Origin of the sequence: Actinomadura sp. 6K520 (assembly GCF_004349245.1) — a bacterium.
Taxonomy (GTDB): Bacteria; Actinomycetota; Actinomycetes; order Streptosporangiales; family Streptosporangiaceae; genus Spirillospora.
Window position 1 is genome coordinate 24,765 of the sequence record NZ_SMLC01000052.1, and the last position, 17,497, is coordinate 42,261.

Sequence of the window (17,497 nt, forward strand, 5' to 3'; positions counted from 1 at the left end):
CCTCCCGGTCAGCGGTTCGGGGTCACGACGCGGTACGGCGCATGCCCTCGGAGATCTTCTCGGCCGCCGCCGCGACCGGTGCGGCGTGCAGCCGGCCGGGGGAGCGGCTGAGGCGTTCGAGCGGACCGGACACCGACACCGCTGCGATCACCCGGCCGCCCGCGCCGCGGATCGGGGCGGACACGGAACCGACGCCCTGCTCGCGTTCGCCGACGCTCTGCGCCCACCCCCGCCGCCGGACGGACGCCAGCGTGGCGGCCTCGAACTTGGCGTTGCGCAGCCCGCGGTGCAGCCGGTCGGGCTCCTCCCAGGCGAGCAGGATCTGCGCGGCCGACCCCGCCGTCATCGGAAGTGCCGCGCCGACCGGGATGGTGTCGCGCAGACCGCTGGTGCGCTCGGCGGCGGCCACGCAGACCCGGACGTCCCCCTGGCGGCGGAACAGCGACGCGCTCTCGCCGGTGAGGTCGCGCAGCTGCGCCAGGATCGGCTGGGCGATCGCGAGGAGGCGGTCCTCGCCGGCGGCGACCGCGAGTTCGGCGAGTCTCGGGCCGAGGATGAAGCGGCCCTGCGTGTCACGATGGACGAGGCGGTGGTGCTCGAGCGCGACGGCCAGCCGGTGGGCCGTGGGCCGTGCCAGCCCGGTCGTCTGGACGAGCTGGGCGAGCGAGGCCGGGCCCGCCTCCAGCGCGTTCAGCACGAGCACGGCTTTGTCAAGTACGCCGACTCCGCTAGAGTTGTCCATGTCTTGATATTGCCGTCTCGTAATTTGAGATGCAAGTCGAGGTGACCCGGACCACGGCGCGATGGGGCGCCGACGATTCGTTCAGCAGGTGAGGTGGGAGTGATGGGCCGAACACTGGCCGAAAAGGTGTACGACGCGCACGTCGTACGGCGCGCCGAGGGTGAGCCGGACCTCCTCTACATCGACCTGCACCTCGTGCACGAGGTCACCAGCCCGCAGGCGTTCGACGGGCTGCGGATGGCGGGCCGCGCGGTCCGGCGCCCCGACCTGACGATCGCGACCGAGGACCACAACGTCCCGACGACAGATCTGCTGAAGCCCATCGCCGACCCGGTGTCGCGCACCCAGGTCGAGACGCTGCGCAAGAACTGCTCCGACTTCGGGATCCGGCTGCACCCGATGGGCGACGCGGGGCAGGGCATCGTCCACGTCATGGGCCCGCAGCTCGGCCTGACCCAGCCCGGCATGACGGTCGTGTGCGGCGACTCGCACACGTCCACGCACGGCGCGTTCGGCGCCCTCGCCTTCGGCATCGGCACCAGCGAGGTCGAGCACGTCCTCGCCACCCAGACGCTGCCGCAGATCCAGCCGAAGACCATGGCCGTGACCGTCGCGGGCGCGCTGCCCGAGGGCGTCACCGCCAAGGACCTCATCCTCGCGATCATCGCGCGGATCGGCACCGGCGGCGGCCAGGGCCACATCATCGAGTACCGCGGCGAGGCGATCCGCTCGCTGTCGATGGAGGGCCGCATGACGGTCTGCAACATGTCCATCGAGGCCGGGGCCCGCGCCGGGATGATCGCGCCGGACGAGACCACGTTCGAGTACATCAAGGGCCGCCCGCACGCTCCCCAGGGCGAGGACTGGGACAGGGCCGTCGAGTACTGGACGTCGCTGCGCACCGACGACGACGCGGTCTTCGACCGGGAGGTCGTGATCGACGCGGCCGAGCTGACCCCGTTCGTCACCTGGGGCACCAACCCCGGCCAGGGCCTGCCGCTCGGCGCGTCCGTGCCCGACCCCGCGTCCTTCGAGGACCCGGTCCAGCGGCAGTCCGCCGAGCGCGCCCTGGAGTACATGGGCCTGACCGCGGGGACGCCGCTCCGCGACATCACGGTCGACACCGTCTTCGTCGGCTCCTGCACCAACGGCCGCATCGAGGACCTCCGCGCGGTCGCCGGAGTGCTGGCGGGCCGCAAGGTCGCCGAAGGCGTCCGGATGCTGGTCGTCCCCGGCTCCATGAAGGTCAAGAAGCAGGCCGAGGAGGAGGGCCTGGACGAGGTCATCTCCGCGTCCGGTGCCGAATGGCGCGAGGCGGGCTGCTCGATGTGCCTGGCGATGAACCCCGACAAGCTCACGCCCGGCGAGCGCAGCGCCTCCACGTCCAACCGCAACTTCGAGGGCCGGCAGGGGCCCGGCGGCCGCACCCACCTGGTGTCGCCCGCCGTGGCTGCCGCCACCGCCGTCACCGGCCGCCTGACCGCCCCCCGAGACCTCGGCGCAGCCGCCGGGGGGCCTGGGGGGGTCGTCCCCCCAGAATGACACCGACCTCTGAGGGAGACCACGATGGAAGCCTTCACCACCTACACCGGGCGCGCGGTCCCGCTGCGCCGCAGCAACGTCGACACCGACCAGATCATCCCGGCGGTCTGGCTGAAGCAGGTCAGCCGCACCGGCTTCGAGAAGGGCCTGTTCTCCGGCTGGCGTGAGGACCCGGGCTTCGTCCTGAACCAGCCGCAGTACGCGGGCGCCGGCATCCTGGTCGCCGGCCCCGACTTCGGCACCGGGTCGTCGCGCGAGCACGCCGTCTGGGCCCTGCAGCAGTACGGCTTCCGCGTCGTCATCGCGCCGCGCTTCGGGGACATCTTCCGCAACAACTCCACCAAGATGGGGCTGCTGCCGGTCGTCCTCACCGGCGAGCAGGTCGAGGATCTCCAGTCGCGGATCGAGAAGGACCCCGCCCTGGAGGTCACCGTCGACCTGGAGAACCGCGAGGTCCGCTGGGACGGCGTGACCGCCCGGTTCGAGATCGACGACTACACCCGCTGGCGCCTCATGGAGGGCCTGGACGACATCGGCCTCACCCTCCGCCACGCCGAGACCATCGACGAGTACGAGTCCACCCGCAGGGACTGGTTCCCCACCACCGTCTGAATCGCGCAGGGCCCGGGGCCAGAGACCGAGAGGTCTCTGGCCCCGGTTAGCATGCTCGGGAACCACCAACAGCAGCCACCGCCGCAACCACGCGCCGACCTCAATCGTCGCGATCGCGTCCGAAGGCAGGTTTCGAGCTTGCGAGAAACCTGATCGCGCAGCGAGCCCCCGGGCGAGCCGGAGCGATGCAGCGATCGCGCGCAGTGCCCGCCGAAGGAGGGCCCCTGGGCCCGACGCCAAGGGCAATGCAGTGAACACCGCGATCGCACGCAGTTCTCGACGATGGAGGGCCGCCAGGCCCGAAGGAGGAGAGCACTGCATGAGAACACAGCCTGAGTGGGACGACCCTGAGTTGACGCTGCTCGCACGGCGGTTGCGGGACGCTCACCGGGCCGTCGCGCCGCTGCCCCCCGAGGACCGGCAGCGCCTCATCCGGCACCTCCTGGCGATCACCGATCTCGCGAAACGGGACACCGGACTGGCCGCCCGCAGGCTGGAGACGTTCCTCGCCGATTTCCAAGAGACGCCCGACGTCGGTTAGCGTGCGCAGTGGCCGGATCCGGTCCGGTCACCCGGCGAGACGGGGGCGAGTGCGACAAAAACGCCAGCGACACGCCAACTCGTGCGTGCAGGTGATTGTGTCCATGCTGAGGGTCCCTTAGTTTCGTTCGGGCAAGGGGGGAACAGAGGAGTAACCCATGAACAAGCGTGAGCTGGTCGACGCCATCTCTGACCGGCTGGGCAGCAAGAAGGCCGCAGCCGAGGCCGTCGACGCCATCCTGGAGGCGATCCAGAACGCCGTCGCCAAGGGCGACAAGGTCGCGATCACCGGGTTCGGTTCGTTCGAGAAGGCCGACCGGCCTGCCCGTACGGCCCGCAACCCCGCAACGGGCAAGACCATCGAGGTTCCCGCGACGTCCGTGCCGAAGTTCAAGGCCGGGGCGGACTTCAAGAACCTGGTGGCAGGCAAGAAGTAGCCTCACCGCGACAGCGCCCGGGACCGTGCCATTGACGGTCCCGGGCGCTGCCGTATCGGGCGGCCTTCAGTCCCGCGGCGGCAGCGGGAAGGTCGACAGCGTCACGACCGAGACGCGGTCGCCGTCCATCGCGAGGTTCACCCGCTGGCCGAGCCGCAGCAGCCGCAGCCCGCCCGCCGCGAACGCCGCACCGTCGAACGGCAGCTCCGTCCCGTCGTCGAGAAGCACGCTCCCCGACCGCGTCGAGGCATCGAAGACCTTCACCGTCGCCTGCATACCCGAACCTTAGGCGAAGGCGGGCAGGCGGGCCGCCACCGCGGTGGTGCGGGGGCCGGCACCGAGGGCGAGGGCGGCCCTGAGGTCGTCGACGGTGTCGACGTCGCGGCGGACGCTGTCGGTGCCCGGGAGCAGGATCTCGCGGACGCCGCGGGCCCGGTGGGCGGCGCGGGACTCGCCGCCGAAGGCCGGGGAGAACGCGACGCCGGGCCGGGCCGTGTACAGGGTCGTGCCGATGCCGGCCGCGTCCGGGACGAAGGATTCCGGCGCCGCGGAGGCCGCGTCGAGCACACGGGCGAGTTCAAGAGGTCGCAAAGCGGGCAAATCGGCTGATAGGGCGCCCATGCCGGTGCCGGGGGCCAGTTCGCGGCCGCGGCCGGCGCCGTGGACGAGGGCCGGATTCAGGCCGGCGTCCGGCACGTCGGGCACGACGAGGGCGCCGAGGGCGGCCAGCTCGGCGGCGGGGAGGGGATCGTCGGTGACAACGATCACGGTGCGGACCCGGTCGCAGCGCAGCGCCGCGGCGACCGTGTCGGTCGCCACCGCCAGCGCGAGGTCCTCGCGGTATGGGCCCGCCGCCGCGGACATGCGGGTCTTCGCCCGGGCCAGCACCTTCACCGGCACCACGAGCGACCACTGGAGATGAGACGCGCTGCTTCGTGATGTAGACATGGCAACTCGACACTATGCGTACGCACCCGCGACACTTGTGGGCACCCTGCGTTCGCTCAGGGATCGACTGAGGAGGGGAGACGGGGCATGGGCCACGGGTATTCGCCGGCCTGGCGGAAGCTCACGATCGTCATCCTGCGCCCGCTGCTTCTCGCGCTGCTGAAACGGGACTGGCGCGGCCGGGGCAACGTGCCGGGCCGGGGCGGCGTCATCATCGCCGCGAACCACATCTCCGAGGCGGACCCCCTCGCGCTCGCCCACTTCGTGTACGCGTCGGGCCGCTACCCCGTCTACCTGGCCAAGTCGACGCTCTTCGAGACCCGGTTCATCCGGGCCGTCCTGCGCGGCACGGGCCAGATCCCCGTCCACCGCGACCGGGCCGACGCGTCGCTCGCCCTGGCGGACACCGAGCGGGCCCTGCGGGACGGCGAATGCCTGATGTTCTACCCGGAGGGCAGCTGCACCCGCGACCCCGACCTGTGGCCCATGACCGGCCAGACCGGCGTGGCGCGGATGGCGCTGAAGACCGGCGCGCAGGTCGTCCCCGTGGCGAACTGGGGAGCGCACGAGCTCATGCCCTACGGGAAGGGCGCGCGGACGGGCCTCGCCGGGCGGCTGAGGAAGGGGTTCCACCCGTTCCCGCGCAAGACGATGAAGGTCGCCGCCGGGCCGCCCGTCGACCTGTCGCCGTACGCGGGTCGCCCGCTCACGAAGGAGACGCTGCGGGCCGCCACCGACGACATCATGGCGGCGATCACCGGCCTGCTCGGCGAACTGCGCGGCGAGGAGCCGCCCGCGGAGCGCTACGACCACCACCTGGTCCTGGAGGAGCGGCGCCGCGCCGCCCGGGCGGCGGGGGGCGGGGCGTTCGAGCCGACGGTCCCCGAGCCCGCGGTCCCCGAGCCCGCAGTCCCCGAACCGGCGGTCCCCGAGGCGGCGCGACCCCGAACCGGCGACCCTAAGGCGGCCGACTCGTGACGTACCGCACCGCGGTGATGGGGGCCGGGTCCTGGGGGACGACGTTCACCAAGCTGCTGCACGACGCCGGCGGCGAGGTCGTCCTGTGGGGCCGCCGCCCCGAGGTCGTGGAGGCGGTCAACGAGCGGCACGAGAACCCCGACTACCTGCCGGGCGTCACGCTGCCCGCCGGCGTCCGCGCCACCCTGGACCCGGCCGAGGCCCTGGCGGGCGCCGACTTCGTCGCGCTGGCCGTCCCGGCGCAGACCCTCCGGCACAACCTCGGCGCCTGGCTGACGCTGCTGCCGCCGGACGCGGTCCTCGTCAGCCTGATGAAGGGCGTCGAGCTCGGCACGTCCCGGCGGATGTCGGAGGTCATCGGCGAGGTCGCGAACGTCCCCGCGGAGCGGGTCGGGGTGTTCTGCGGGCCGAACCTGGCCCGCGAGGTCGCGGGCGGCGAGCCCGGCGCGGCGGTCGCGGCCTGCGCCGACGAGGACGCCGCGCGGCGCCTGCAGGCCGCGACGATGACGCCGTACTTCCGCGTCTACACCTCCACCGACGTCGTCGGCTGCGAGCTGGGCGGCGCGGTGAAGAACATCGTCGCGCTGTGCGTCGGCATGGCGGTCGGCCTCGGCTTCGGCGCCAGCACGCAGGCGCTGCTGATGACCCGGGGCCTCGCCGAGATCGCCCGGCTGGGCGCGGCGCTCGGCGCGGACGAGCACACCTTCGCGGGGCTCGCCGGGATGGGCGACCTCGTCGGGACGTGCATGTCCCCGCTGTCGCGCAACCGCACCTTCGGCGAGAACCTCGGCCGCGGGATGACGCTGGACGAGGTCATCTCGGTCACCAAGCAGACCGCCGAGGGCGTCAAGTCGGCGGAGGCGGTGATGGAGCTGGCCCGCAAGCACAACGTGGAGATGCCGATCACCGAGGCGGTCACCGCCGTCCTGCACCACGGCATGCCGATCAAGGAGGCGGCGATCTCGCTGATCTCCCGCTCCCCGAAACCCGAACGGTACGGGCTGTGACGGCACCCGGACCGGCCGGCGGGACCGCCGTCCCGGAACCGCTCTTGGCCCGCCCGGGCTGATCACCGATAGGGTCGGACGTCATGTCCCAGGATTCGAAGATCCGCGTGGCCGTCGTCTTCGGCGGACGCAGCTCCGAGCACGCGATCTCCTGCGTCACCGCGGGGGCCGTGATGGCCGCCATCGACCGGGACCGGTACGAGGTGGTGCCGATCGGCATCGCCCGCGACGGGCGCTGGGTGCTGCCGCCCGCCGACCTTCCGCTCGCGATCGAGGGCGGCCGGCTGCCCGAGGTGACCGGTGCGGGCGGCGTCCTCGCGCTGCCGTTCGACCCCGGCAACCGCGGTCTCCTGGTCGTCGAACCCGGCCGGGTCCCGGAGACGCTCGGCGACGTGGACGTGGTCCTCCCGCTGCTGCACGGCCCCTACGGGGAGGACGGCACGATCCAGGGGCTCCTCGACCTCGCGGGCGTCCGCTACGTCGGCGCCGGGGTGCTGGCGAGCGCCGTCGGCATGGACAAAGGCTTCATGAAACTGGTCTGGCAGGCGCGCGGCCTGCCCGTCGGCCCGTACGTCCTGGTCGGCGACCGGGAATGGCGGCGCGAACGCAAGCGCAAGATCGACGAGATCAAGGAACTGGGGCTCGCGGACGGCACGCCGGTGTTCGTCAAGCCCGCCCGGGCCGGGTCGAGCATGGGCATCACCCGCGTCACCGGCGAGCCCGACCTGGAGGCGGCGGTCGAGACCGCCCGCGAGCACGACCCGAAGGTGATCGTCGAGGCCGCGGTCGACGGCCGCGAGATCGAGTGCGGCGTCCTGCAGGGCCTGGACGACGGCCCCGCCGAGGCGAGCCTCCCCGCCGAGGTGCTGATGGCGGGCGACCACGACTTCTACGACTTCGACACCAAGTACCTCGACGGCTCCACCAGCATGGCCATCCCGCCGGACCTGCCCCCCGCGGCGATCGAGGAGGTCCGCCGCATCGCCGTGCAGGCGTTCGACGCGCTCGACTGCGAGGGCCTCGCCCGCGTCGACTTCTTCCGCACCCCCGACGGCGGGTGGATCCTCAACGAGATCAACACCATGCCGGGCTTCACCCCCGCGTCGGCGTTCCCGCAGATGTGGGCCGCGACCGGGCTCGACTACCCGGCACTGGTCGACCGGCTCATCCAGACGGCCGTCAAGCGCTCCACCGGCCTGCGCTGAACTTATTGCAGGCCAGGCCCACTTCGCTCGCTAGCGCTCGCTACGTGACCTGACCTGTGCGAGCGCGGCATCGCTTCGCGATCTGACCGGTGCGGCTCGCCTTCGGCTTCGCCGCACCGGTCAGGTCACGCGCTCGCGTGCGTGGCTGAGGTCGCTGGTGGGGCGGGGTTAGTTGTAGGGCAGCCAGGTGGACGTCTTCAGTGTGGTGGCGTTGGTCGCGCGGGTGCCGTGGTCGGAGAACGTCCATAGGGTGTCGCCGATGATCAAGGAGCGGTCGATGCCGGCGCCCCGGTCGCCGGGTGGGTGGCGGACGGTTCCGAGTCTGGTGATGGACGAGGCGGTCACCTTGAGGGCGAGGGCCTCGGCCGTTCCGCCGTCCCGGGCGTGCACGGGGATGACGGTCAGGCCGGAGTCCGGCCAGTACAGGAAGGCGTGCGGCTCGAACTCCGCCTGCGAGGTCGTTCCGGGCAGCGTGTGGTTGCCGACCCTGCGGGGCTGCGCGCCGGAGACGTCGAAGAGCGAGACCTGCAGGCCCTGTGTCCGGCCGGTGCGGTCGGCGTCCTGCCCGACACCGAGGAGGTTCCCGTCCTTGGTGGGATGCAGGTAGGCCGAATAGCCGGGGATCTTCAGTTCGCCGGTGAGGCGGGGGCGGCGCGGGTCCTTCAGGTCGAGCACGTACAGGGGGTCGACCTGGCGGAACGTCACGACGTAGCCGGTGGACCCGATGAAGCGGACGGAGTAGATCCGCTCGCCCTTGCCGAGCCCGTCGATGCGTCCGGTCTGCCGCAGGCGGGACCCGGCCTGGTCCAGGACGTGCACCGAACTCTGCGACGACCGGCCGTCAGCCGCGAACCGGCCGGTGGTCGTCGCCAGGCGCAGCTTTCCGCCGTGCTCCGACATGGAGTACTGGTTGAGCAGGAAGCCCTTGACCGAGCCCGACGCCGCGTAGCGTGGGCGGCCCGCGCCGCCGACGTCGAACCTGTACACGTCGGTGCGTGCTTCGGACCGCTTCCCGCGCGGCCGCCACAGGGCCGCGTCCGGGGGAGTGGCGGTGACGTACAGGCTCCTCCCGTTGCCGTAGACGGTGCCGCCGTCCGCGGTGACGCCGATCGCCTGCGGGTCGCCGAGCCCTTCGGCGAGATCGAATGTCAGCACGCTCAGCATGGTCGAACCCGCGTACGAGGCCGGTCGGCTGACCCGGTCGCACGGCACCCGGTGGTCGCTCGACCGGCCGCCGCTCTCGACGCGGAACACCGGGAGCCAGGCGTCGAGCGGGGCCGTCACCACGGCTCTCCGGTTCGCCTCGGTGGCCTCCCGCACGCCGTTGCCGCCGGGAAAGTGGATGTCGGGCACGGACTTCAGCACGACCCGTACGGTCCCGCCGCTCTGCCGCGCGTCCAGGTAGTCGGCGTGGCTCGTCATCGTGCCGACGATCCGCGGGGCGGCGGAGACGTCGACGAGGGTCAGGCGCGTCGTGGGTCCCGGGGGCCGCGGCATGGGCGGGCTCCCGGCGCCCGGCGCCGGCCGCCGGGGGAGCGGGACCACCGGGGACTCCTCGTCCAGGACGAGGACCCGGTCGCCGCTGAGCAGCAGCCGGGCCGCACCGCGGACGCCCCTGCCGGGCAGGTCCAGGGTGTCGGTGACCTTGCGCGTCGCGGGGTCGATGAGGACGAGGTCCCCGCGGGCGATCGTCACGATCCTGCGGCCGTCGGTCTTGACGAGGTCGGGTTCGTCCGCGCCCCTCTCGTGGGCGTTCGTGGTGGAGTGCCGCGGCGGCTCACCGGGCGCCGCGCCGGCGGCCCGCGGGCCCTTCAGGGCGAGGCCGCCCTCCGGCAGGCCGGCCGGCGGCGGGCCGTCGCTCAGCCCGTGCGGGCCGACCCGGTCGGCGGTCGCCGCACGCAGCCCTTCGTGGAGCGCGGCGCAGTCGTCGTAGGCGACGAGCCGTACCGGTGCCGGCCCCGGCCCGTCCGCGGTACCGGGGGAGCCGGTGCATCCGGCCGCTCCGGCGAGGACCAGCATCGTCGCGGCCGGAACGAAAGCGCGACCACCCATGGACCTTCGACGCCCGCACCGGAGGCCGGGTTCCCGGCGCGGCCGGGTTCTCCGATGGTCCCCGTCCGATCTAACGCGGGCTTCAGGGCACGGAAACCGGGCCGAAACAGCCGCCCGGCAGGATCAGATCGTCCGCGTGTTCCGATGCAAGGAGCGTCCTCCGATGTCCTCATCCACCCTGTTCGACCTCGCAGACCCCGGAACCCGGGACGTCCTCGGCCACGACCACTGGCATCCCGATATCCCGGGCGTGGCGGAGGTCATCACCGGCGGCTCCGTCCGGATGGAGTGCCCCGGGCGCGAGCCCGGTGAGCACATCCTGCTGTGCGGACCACTCGTGGTGGTCGGCGCGGAACCCGGCGATGTGATCGCGGTGGACGTGCTCGCCGTCGGCCGTTCCGCCGGCGTCCACGACTCCGGCGGGCATCCGGGGATCATCGGGTGCGCCCCGCCGGCCCCGGTGGCGGTGCCGAGCGGGGCGCGCGGCCGGGACGTCGGCGGCTGCTCCGTCGCCCCGCTGGCCGCCGGGTCGCGGATCCTGCTGCCGGTGCGGGTGCGCGGTGCCAAGCTGTCCGTCGGCGACCTGCACTTCCCCACGCCCGGGACGTACGACTGCGACGGCGCCTCCCAGCCCGGCTGGATCGACCTCCGCGTCAGCCTCACCAGGCGGGGCGTCGACCGGTTCCGGGTGACCGGGCCGATGCTGATGCCCGATCCGTCCCCCTCGATCGTCTAGCGGGGTGCCGACCGGCTCTAGTCGGCCTCGCGGGCGGCGCGTTTCGCGTGCTTGGCGATGAGGGTGTCGATCTGGACGCTCAGCCTGGAACCGAGCGGCCAGCCCACGTAGTGGGTCAGGAAGACGCCGATCTCGCGCAGCTCGTCCGGGGACAGCTCGCCGTTGGCCAGTGCCGCCGGAATCTGGATGTCGAGGACGTCGTTCAGCCCCTGGCCGGCCAGGACGCCGATGAGGAGCAGCCGCCGGTCGCGCATGCTCAGCCCCGGACGCGTCCAGATGTCGCCGAAGAGGTGGTCGACGGTGATGCCGAAGAACTCGCCGGGCGCGTCCTCGATCTCCCACCCGTAGACCTTGCGCATCATCTCCAGGCCGCGTGCGCGCCGTTCGTCCTTGTCAGTCATCCGTGTCTCCCGTCAGGCCGAGGCCCGCACCGAAACGCTCCAGGGCGAGGCGGGCGAACGGGGTGTCCACCCCCAGCTCGCCGGCCAGTTCCAGGGCGAGGGACAGGTCCTTCTCGCCGAGATCCCGGGTGTGGCGCAGGATGTCGTACAGGTCGTCGTCCGGCTCCATCGGCGCGGTCGTCGGCCGCAGCATGATCGACCCGGCCCCGCCGGTGATCGCGTCGGAGTGCCGGACGACCCGCCCGAGCTTGCGCAGCGACACCCCCGACGCCTCCGCCAGCCGCTGCGCCTCGGCAGCCGCGGTGAACGACACGAAGTGCAGCAGGTTGCGGGCCAGCTTCGTGCGCGTGCCCGCGCCGACCGGGCCCATGTGCAGGACGAGGTCGGCCCAGTCGCCGAACGGCTCCCGGCAGCGCTCGAACGCCTCGTCCGTCCCGCCGACCATGACCGCGAGACTGCCCGCGCTCGCCCCCATGAAGCCGCCGCTGACCGGCGCGTCCACGACCTCGATGCCGTAGCGCCGCGCCTGCGCGGCCAGGTCCTCGGCGGTCTTCGCGCGGATCGTCGAGTGGATCGCCAGGACCGTCCCCGGGCGGGCGGCGGCGATGACCTCCTCGCCCACCTCGGCCACCTGGGCGTCGTCCCGGACCATGATCGACACCAGTTCGCAGGCGGCCGCCACCTCGGCGACGCTCCGCGCCGCCCGCGCCCCCGCCTTCACCAGCGGCGCGACCGCCTCGGGGCGGGCGTCGTGGACGACGAGGCCGCGCCCGGTGAGATGCTGCGCCATCGGCGCGCCCATCTGCCCGAGCCCGATGAACCCGACGCTCCGCCCCCCTTCCGGGCTCACGCCCCCCCGGTTCGCTTCGCTCACGCTCTGAACACCTCGCCGCCGTCCACGTTGAGGATCTGCCCGGTGACCCAGGACGCCTCGTCCGACAGCAGGAACAGGCACATCCCGACCAGGTCCTCGGGCGTGCCCATCCGCTTGAGCGCCATCTTCTCCTTGACGATCTTCTGCGACATGCCGCCCGGGACGGCCTTGCGGTTCGCCTCGGTGTCGATCGGGCCCGGCGCGATCGCGTTCACCCGGATGTTCATGCTTCCCAGCTCGTGCGCGAGCTGCTGGGTGAGCCCGTTGACCCCGACCTTGGCCAGGCCGTAGAAGCCGGAGTACTGCCACGCCGCGGTGGACGACTGGTTGACGATCGAGCCGCCTCCGCGCTCCTGCATGTGCGGGTAGCAGGCGCGCGCGCACAGCAACGCGCCGTCCATGTTCACGGACATGAACTTCTTGTAGTAGTCCCAGTCGACGGTGAAGAGGAAGTCCAGCTTCATCGACCCGAAGATGGCGGCGTTGTTGACGAGATGGTCGATGCCGCCGAACCGCTCCACGGCCACCGCCGCCATCGCCTCGACCGACGCCGGGTCGGACACGTCCGTCCGCACGAAGACGCCCTTGATGTCGTCGGCGACCGCCTGCCCGCGCTCGTCCACATCGGCGACGACCACGGAGGCGCCCTCGGACGCCAGCGCCCGCGCGTACGCCTCCCCGATCCCCTGCGCGGCCCCCGTGACGACGGCCACCCTGCCCTCGAACCTCATACACCCTGCTTTCCGCGAGCCTCCGGGCGCCTTTCGGCGCCGCCTTCCCTCGTCGCTCTGGTCGCTCGTTCCTCGCTCCCGGCGCTCCGAAGTCGAGGTAGGTCGGCGCGGTGTAATGAGTACCGCGCCGCGCCCTCCGGCTCGCTCATACACCCTCCGCGATCGCCTTGGTCTCCAGGTACTCCTCGAAACCGGCCACGCCCATCTCGCGGCCGATGCCGGACTGCTTGTAGCCGCCGAACGGGACGTCCGCGCTGTACCAGACGCCGCCGTTCACGCTGACCGTCCCGGTGCGCAGCCGCCCCGCGACCGCCCGCGCCCGTTCCAGGTCGCCGCCGTGCACCGCGCCCGACAGCCCGTACGGCGAGTCGTTCGCGATGCGGACCGCGTCGTCGTCGCCGTCGTGCGGCATGATCACGAGCACCGGGCCGAAGATCTCCTCGCGGGCGGTGCGGGAGTCGTTCGTCAGCCCGGTGACGAGGGTCGGCTCGATCCAGAAGCCCTTGTCCCGGCCCGCGGGCCGGCCGCCGCCGCAGGCGAACGACCCGCCCTCCTCGACGGCCAGCCTCAGGTAGCCCTCGATGCGGTCGCGCTGCCGCGCCGAGATCACCGGTCCGCAGATCGTCCGGTCGTCGTCGGGGTCGCCGGCGCCGAGCTTCGCCAGCGACCGGGCGGTGATCTCCACGGCCTCGTCGTACCGCGCGCGCGGGACGAGGATCCGGGTCGTGATCGCGCAGCCCTGCCCGGCGTGGGCGATGCCGGAGAACGCCGCGTACGAGCAGGCGGCCTTGAGGTCGGCGTCGTCCAGCACGAGGAACGCCGACTTGCCACCCAGCTCCAGGAAGACCCTCTTGAGGGTGGCGGCCGCGCTCGCCATGACGGTGCGGCCGGTCGCGGTGGAACCGGTGAACGTCACCAGGTCGACGCGCGGGTCCTCGACGAGCTGCGCGCCCAGTCCGTGGTCGGACGAGGTGACCACGTTGACGACGCCCGGGGGGATGTCGGTCTCCGCGGCGATGATCTCGCCGAGGACCGCCGCGCACCAGGGTGTGTCGGGCGCCGGCTTGAGCACCACCGTGTTGCCCGCGGCGAGCGCGGGGCCCAGCTTGGCCAGGTTGATCTGGTGCGGGAAGTTCCACGGGGTGATCGCCCCGACGACGCCCACGGCCTCCCGGCGGATCCGCCGGTGGCTGGGCATGCCCATCGGCTCGGCCCGGCCGAGGTCGCGCTCCCACTCGTAGGACTCGGCGAGTCCGGCGAACCAGCCGAGGTCGTCCACCGGCGCGTCCAGCTGGCCGCCGAAGGTCAGGAACCGGGGCGCGCCGACCTCCCGGATCGTGAGCTCGCGCAGCTCGTCGGAGCGCCGCCGCATCGCCTCCCGGAGTTGCCGCAGGCAGCGGACGCGGAACGCGGGGTCCGCGGCCCAGGAGGTCTCGTCGAACGCGCGGCGGGCGGCGCCGATCGCGCGGTCCATGTCGGCCGGGGTGCCGTCGGCGGCCGTGCCGAGCACGTCCTCGTTGGCGGGATCGATGGTCTCGAAGGCGCCGCCACCCGAGCTCGGGGTCAGCCGCCCGTCCAGCAGAAGCAAGCGATCGGTTGTTCTGGACACCTGTCCAGACTACAGTTCAGGGTCGGGTCGGGCGCAAGACCGATCCGGCGAAATCAGGAAATAGCGCGGTCCGCCAGGAAGATATCGAGCGTCCGGTCGGCGCCGGGTGCCTCGCCCTCGTCCGGGGACGGGACGAGGTAGCCGCCGACCCACGCCCGCAGCATCAGCAGCGCGCGGAGCCGGGCCTCGCCGGGGGCGAAGCCCAGCTCGTCCAGGCACGCGGTGATGTGGCCCAGCAGCGCCCGGTCGGCGTGCCGTACCGCCTCCTCCGCGTCCGGGGCGTGCTGGGCCCACAGCCGCATCGCCCAGTCGACCGGCGCGACCTCGCGGCCGAGCGCCTGGATGCGCCGGAGCCGTTCCCGCGGGTCGGGCGTGCTGCCCAGTGCGAGGGCGAGGACCTCGTCGGTGCGCTCGTGCGCCCAGCGGTCCAGCAGCGCCCGCATCAGCTCCGACCGGTCCTTGAAGTGCCAGTAGAAGCTGCCCTTGGTGACGCCGAGCCGCGCGGCCAGCGCGTTGATCCCGACCCCGCGCTCGCCGGCCCGCGCCAGCTCCTGGTAGGCCGCCTCGATCCAGTCCCGCCGGGCCACGCGCGCCCGGCTCGTCGTCCCGCCCACCGCTCTCCGTTCAGACCAGGGTCATGGGATCGGGGTCCATTCCCAGCGCGGTCCTGCCGTACAGGGCGTACGTGGCGTCGGCGTCGAAGACCACGTGCGCCGAGATCGTGTTCACGTCGCGTTGCGCGCGCTGGAAAGGGGAGTCCGTGAACTGGACGCTCGCCCCGCCGAACGCGCACAGCTCGTTCACGATCGTACGGGCGACGCCCGCCACGTGCGCCGCCACCAGCCGGGACCGGGCGCGATCGGCGATCCCATAGCCGCCGCCCGACTCGTAGGTCTCCGTCAGGTGGCGCACCGCGTCCTCCAGCAGGAGGCGCGCGGCGGCCAGGTCCGCGGTGGCCTTCGCCAGCCGGATCTGGCCGCTCATCAGGTCGCGCTGCTTCACGCCGGTGTAGGCCATCACCCGTCCCTGCATCCGCTCCGCGTAGCGGGCGAGCACGCCCTCGGCCACCCCCAGCACGGGCGCCGCCCCGGTGAGCGCGAACACCGGGACGAGCGGGACGCGGTAGAGCGCGCCGTCATGGACCTGCGAACCGGGGGACCTGCCCTCGGTGAGGTCGGCCAGCGGCACCGACCGGTGCGACGGCACGAACCGGTCCTTGATCTCGATGTCGTTGCTGCCGGTGCCGCGCATCCCGCTCGTGTGCCACACGTCGTGGACCTCGGCGTCCTCGCGCGGCAGCAGGAACAGCCGCGGCTCGATCGAGTCGGCCACGGTGACCAGCGCCATGACCATCACGTGGTCGGCGTGCATGACCCCGCTGCCCCACGACCAGCGCCCGGTGACGCGGTGCCCGCCGCCGACGGCCTCGGCCGTCCCGTTCGGCGCGAGGGTGCAGGGCACCAGCGCGTACGGCCGGTCCGCCCAGACCTCCCGCTGCGCCTCCTCCGGCAGCAGGGCGATCATCCAGTTGTGCAGCGTGTAGATGACGCTCAGCCAGCCCGCCGAGGCGTCGCCCGCGCCGATCTCCCGGCACGCCGCCACCATGGCGCCGAACCCCTGCTCGCCCCCGCCGAACCGCTCCGGCACGAGCATCTGGAACAGCCCGGTCCCGGCCAGGTCGGCGACGGTCTCGTCGGACAGCCGCCGCGCCTCCTCGGCCGCGCGGGCCCGCTCGCCCAGTACCGGCGCCAGCTCCCGCACCCGCCGCACGATCTCCTCGCCATACTCCATAGTACGGAAACCATACTCGTAAGTATGTGCTGACGAAAGACCTCGAAAGATCTTCGGCATGGAAAGGGCGCCCCCGTGCGGGCATCCCGATATGCCAGGCTTGTGGGGCCGAGGTCCCGTCCCCGAGGAGAACGCCTCCGTGTCGCAGCCTGACCTGCCCGTACACATCGGCCCCTACCGGGTCGTGGACCGTATCGGCGAGGGCGGCATGGGCACGGTGTTCGCCGGGCTGGACGACCGCGGCGGCAAGGTCGCCATCAAGGTGATCAGGCGCGAGTTCGCCGCCGACCGGCGGTACCGGGCGCGGTTCGAGGCCGAGGTGTCGGCGGCGCAGCGGGTCCGGCCGTTCTGCACGGCGCCGGTCCTGGACGCCGACCCCGCCGCGGACCCGCCCTACCTCGTGACCGAGTTCGTCAACGGGCCGAGCCTCAGGGCCGCCGTCGGCAAGGACGGCCCGCTGCGCGGCGCCGACCTGGAGGCCGTCGCGGTGGGGATCGCCACCGCACTGACCGCGATCCACGACGCCGGCGTCGTCCACCGCGACCTGAAACCCGCCAACGTGCTGCTGTCGACGTTCGGGCCGCGCGTCATCGACTTCGGCATCGCCCGGTCCCTGGACGGCACGCGGCTCACCGCGACCGGCGGCATCGTCGGCTCGCCCGCGTTCATGGCGCCCGAGCAGCTCGACGGGCGGGGCGCCGGCCCGGCGTCCGACGTGTTCGCCTGGGGCGCGACCGTGGCGTTCGCCGCGACCGGCAGGCCGTGCTTCGGCGGCGACTCGCTCCCGGCGGTCATCCACCAGATCGTCAGCGGGGAGCCGGACCTGTCCGGGCTGGACGGCTCGCTCCTCGCCGCGGTCCGCACGGCCCTGGCCAAGGACCCCGCGCACCGTCCGTCCGCCCAGACCCTGCTGGACCGGCTCATCTCCAGCGACGTCCGCCGGCCCGCACCGGCGCGGGGCACCGCGCCCGCGCGGCCCCGGCCCGGCACCCCCGCGCCCGCGCTGGCCGAGGGGGAGGCGGAGGCGCTGGTCGAGCGGCAGTACCGGCAGGCCGCCCAGGCCGGCGACCCGGCCGCCATGCGCAACCTCGCGACGCTGCTGAGCGGGCAGGGCCGCACGGCCGAGGCGGAGACCTGGAACAGGTACGCCGACGCGGTCGCCAGCCGTCCCGCCGCCTACCGGCGCCCGCCCGCCCACAGCGCCGGTCACGGCGCCGCCCACGGCGCCGCCCACGGCGCCGCCTCCGACCCGGCCAACCACGCGACCCACGGCGCCTACCCCGTCCCCGCGC

Annotated in this window: 19 protein-coding genes; 9 read left to right on the forward strand and 10 right to left on the reverse strand. The window is 72.9% G+C overall.

Annotated elements, in window-relative coordinates:
• Positions 1-22: 22 nt before the first annotated feature.
• Positions 23-742, reverse strand: a complete 720-nt coding sequence (locus tag E1289_RS16260; RefSeq protein ID WP_131980908.1) for an IclR family transcriptional regulator — start codon at positions 740-742, stop codon at positions 23-25.
• Between the two features lie 102 nt (positions 743-844).
• Between E1289_RS16260 and leuC the strand changes: the two genes are divergently transcribed.
• The 4 genes from leuC (at position 845) to E1289_RS16280 (ending at position 3,873) form a co-directional block, all read left to right on the forward strand.
• A complete protein-coding gene (gene leuC, locus E1289_RS16265; RefSeq protein WP_131980910.1) occupies positions 845-2,284 on the forward strand; it encodes a 3-isopropylmalate dehydratase large subunit in 1,440 nt (479 codons plus the stop codon).
• A gap of 24 nt (positions 2,285-2,308) precedes the next feature.
• On the forward strand, positions 2,309-2,896 hold the full coding sequence (gene leuD, locus E1289_RS16270; protein WP_131980912.1) for a 3-isopropylmalate dehydratase small subunit: 588 nt from the start codon (positions 2,309-2,311) through the stop codon (positions 2,894-2,896).
• Positions 2,897-3,215: 319 nt separating this feature from the next.
• Complete coding sequence (locus tag E1289_RS16275) at positions 3,216-3,437, forward strand: hypothetical protein (RefSeq protein ID WP_131980914.1); 222 nt, start codon at positions 3,216-3,218, stop codon at positions 3,435-3,437.
• Positions 3,438-3,594: 157 nt separating this feature from the next.
• A complete protein-coding gene (locus tag E1289_RS16280) occupies positions 3,595-3,873 on the forward strand; it encodes an HU family DNA-binding protein (protein ID WP_021598708.1) in 279 nt (92 codons plus the stop codon).
• 66 nt (positions 3,874-3,939) lie between these two features.
• On the opposite strand, the gene E1289_RS16285 is transcribed toward E1289_RS16280, so the two are convergent.
• Together E1289_RS16285 and cofC are read right to left on the reverse strand one after the other, a co-directional pair.
• Entirely contained in the window at positions 3,940-4,149 is a 210-nt protein-coding gene (locus E1289_RS16285) for a hypothetical protein (protein WP_131980917.1), read from the reverse strand.
• Between the two features lie 9 nt (positions 4,150-4,158).
• Positions 4,159-4,821, reverse strand: a complete 663-nt coding sequence (gene cofC / locus E1289_RS16290) for a 2-phospho-L-lactate guanylyltransferase (RefSeq protein ID WP_131980919.1) — start codon at positions 4,819-4,821, stop codon at positions 4,159-4,161.
• Positions 4,822-4,908: 87 nt separating this feature from the next.
• On the opposite strand from cofC, the gene E1289_RS16295 reads away from it, so the two are divergent.
• The 3 genes from E1289_RS16295 (at position 4,909) to E1289_RS16305 (ending at position 8,011) form a co-directional block, all read left to right on the forward strand.
• Entirely contained in the window at positions 4,909-5,799 is an 891-nt protein-coding gene (locus tag E1289_RS16295; protein ID WP_131980921.1) for a lysophospholipid acyltransferase family protein, read from the forward strand.
• A 17-nt stretch (positions 5,800-5,816) separates the two neighbouring features.
• Positions 5,817-6,806: an NAD(P)H-dependent glycerol-3-phosphate dehydrogenase gene (locus tag E1289_RS16300; RefSeq protein ID WP_131980945.1), complete on the forward strand. Its 990-nt coding sequence runs from the start codon at positions 5,817-5,819 to the stop codon at positions 6,804-6,806.
• Between the two features lie 83 nt (positions 6,807-6,889).
• Positions 6,890-8,011 carry a D-alanine--D-alanine ligase family protein gene (locus E1289_RS16305; protein WP_131980923.1) on the forward strand — a complete coding sequence of 374 codons (1,122 nt, stop codon included), beginning with the start codon at positions 6,890-6,892 and terminating at the stop codon, positions 8,009-8,011.
• A 168-nt stretch (positions 8,012-8,179) separates the two neighbouring features.
• Here the strand turns inward: E1289_RS16305 and E1289_RS16310 are convergent, their stop codons facing one another.
• Complete coding sequence (locus tag E1289_RS16310; protein WP_131980925.1) at positions 8,180-10,063, reverse strand: beta-propeller domain-containing protein; 1,884 nt, start codon at positions 10,061-10,063, stop codon at positions 8,180-8,182.
• A 163-nt stretch (positions 10,064-10,226) separates the two neighbouring features.
• Between E1289_RS16310 and E1289_RS16315 the strand changes: the two genes are divergently transcribed.
• Positions 10,227-10,799, forward strand: coding sequence for an acetamidase/formamidase family protein (locus E1289_RS16315; RefSeq protein WP_131980927.1), 573 nt, complete (start codon positions 10,227-10,229; stop codon positions 10,797-10,799).
• 17 nt (positions 10,800-10,816) lie between these two features.
• Here E1289_RS16315 and E1289_RS16320 read toward each other — a convergent pair whose 3' ends face one another.
• The 6 genes from E1289_RS16320 to E1289_RS16345 all read right to left on the reverse strand — a co-directional run bounded on the left by E1289_RS16320 (position 10,817) and on the right by E1289_RS16345 (position 16,205).
• Positions 10,817-11,200, reverse strand: a complete 384-nt coding sequence (locus tag E1289_RS16320) for a carboxymuconolactone decarboxylase family protein (protein WP_131980929.1) — start codon at positions 11,198-11,200, stop codon at positions 10,817-10,819.
• Positions 11,193-12,074 (reverse strand): NAD(P)-dependent oxidoreductase, encoded by an 882-nt coding sequence (locus tag E1289_RS16325; RefSeq protein WP_243712856.1) that lies wholly within the window; start codon positions 12,072-12,074, stop codon positions 11,193-11,195. The genes E1289_RS16320 and E1289_RS16325 overlap by 8 nt, the downstream gene beginning before the upstream one ends.
• Complete coding sequence (locus E1289_RS16330; RefSeq protein ID WP_131980931.1) at positions 12,071-12,805, reverse strand: SDR family oxidoreductase; 735 nt, start codon at positions 12,803-12,805, stop codon at positions 12,071-12,073. The genes E1289_RS16325 and E1289_RS16330 overlap by 4 nt, the downstream gene beginning before the upstream one ends.
• A gap of 145 nt (positions 12,806-12,950) precedes the next feature.
• A complete protein-coding gene (locus E1289_RS16335) occupies positions 12,951-14,414 on the reverse strand; it encodes an aldehyde dehydrogenase (RefSeq protein WP_131980933.1) in 1,464 nt (487 codons plus the stop codon).
• 53 nt (positions 14,415-14,467) lie between these two features.
• Positions 14,468-15,028 (reverse strand): TetR/AcrR family transcriptional regulator, encoded by a 561-nt coding sequence (locus E1289_RS16340; protein ID WP_131980935.1) that lies wholly within the window; start codon positions 15,026-15,028, stop codon positions 14,468-14,470.
• A 10-nt stretch (positions 15,029-15,038) separates the two neighbouring features.
• Entirely contained in the window at positions 15,039-16,205 is a 1,167-nt protein-coding gene (locus E1289_RS16345; protein WP_165970494.1) for an acyl-CoA dehydrogenase family protein, read from the reverse strand.
• 139 nt (positions 16,206-16,344) lie between these two features.
• Here E1289_RS16345 and E1289_RS16350 point away from each other — a divergent pair.
• Positions 16,345-17,497 (forward strand): serine/threonine-protein kinase (locus E1289_RS16350; RefSeq protein WP_165970495.1); only part of this gene is annotated, 1,153 nt, incomplete at its 3' end.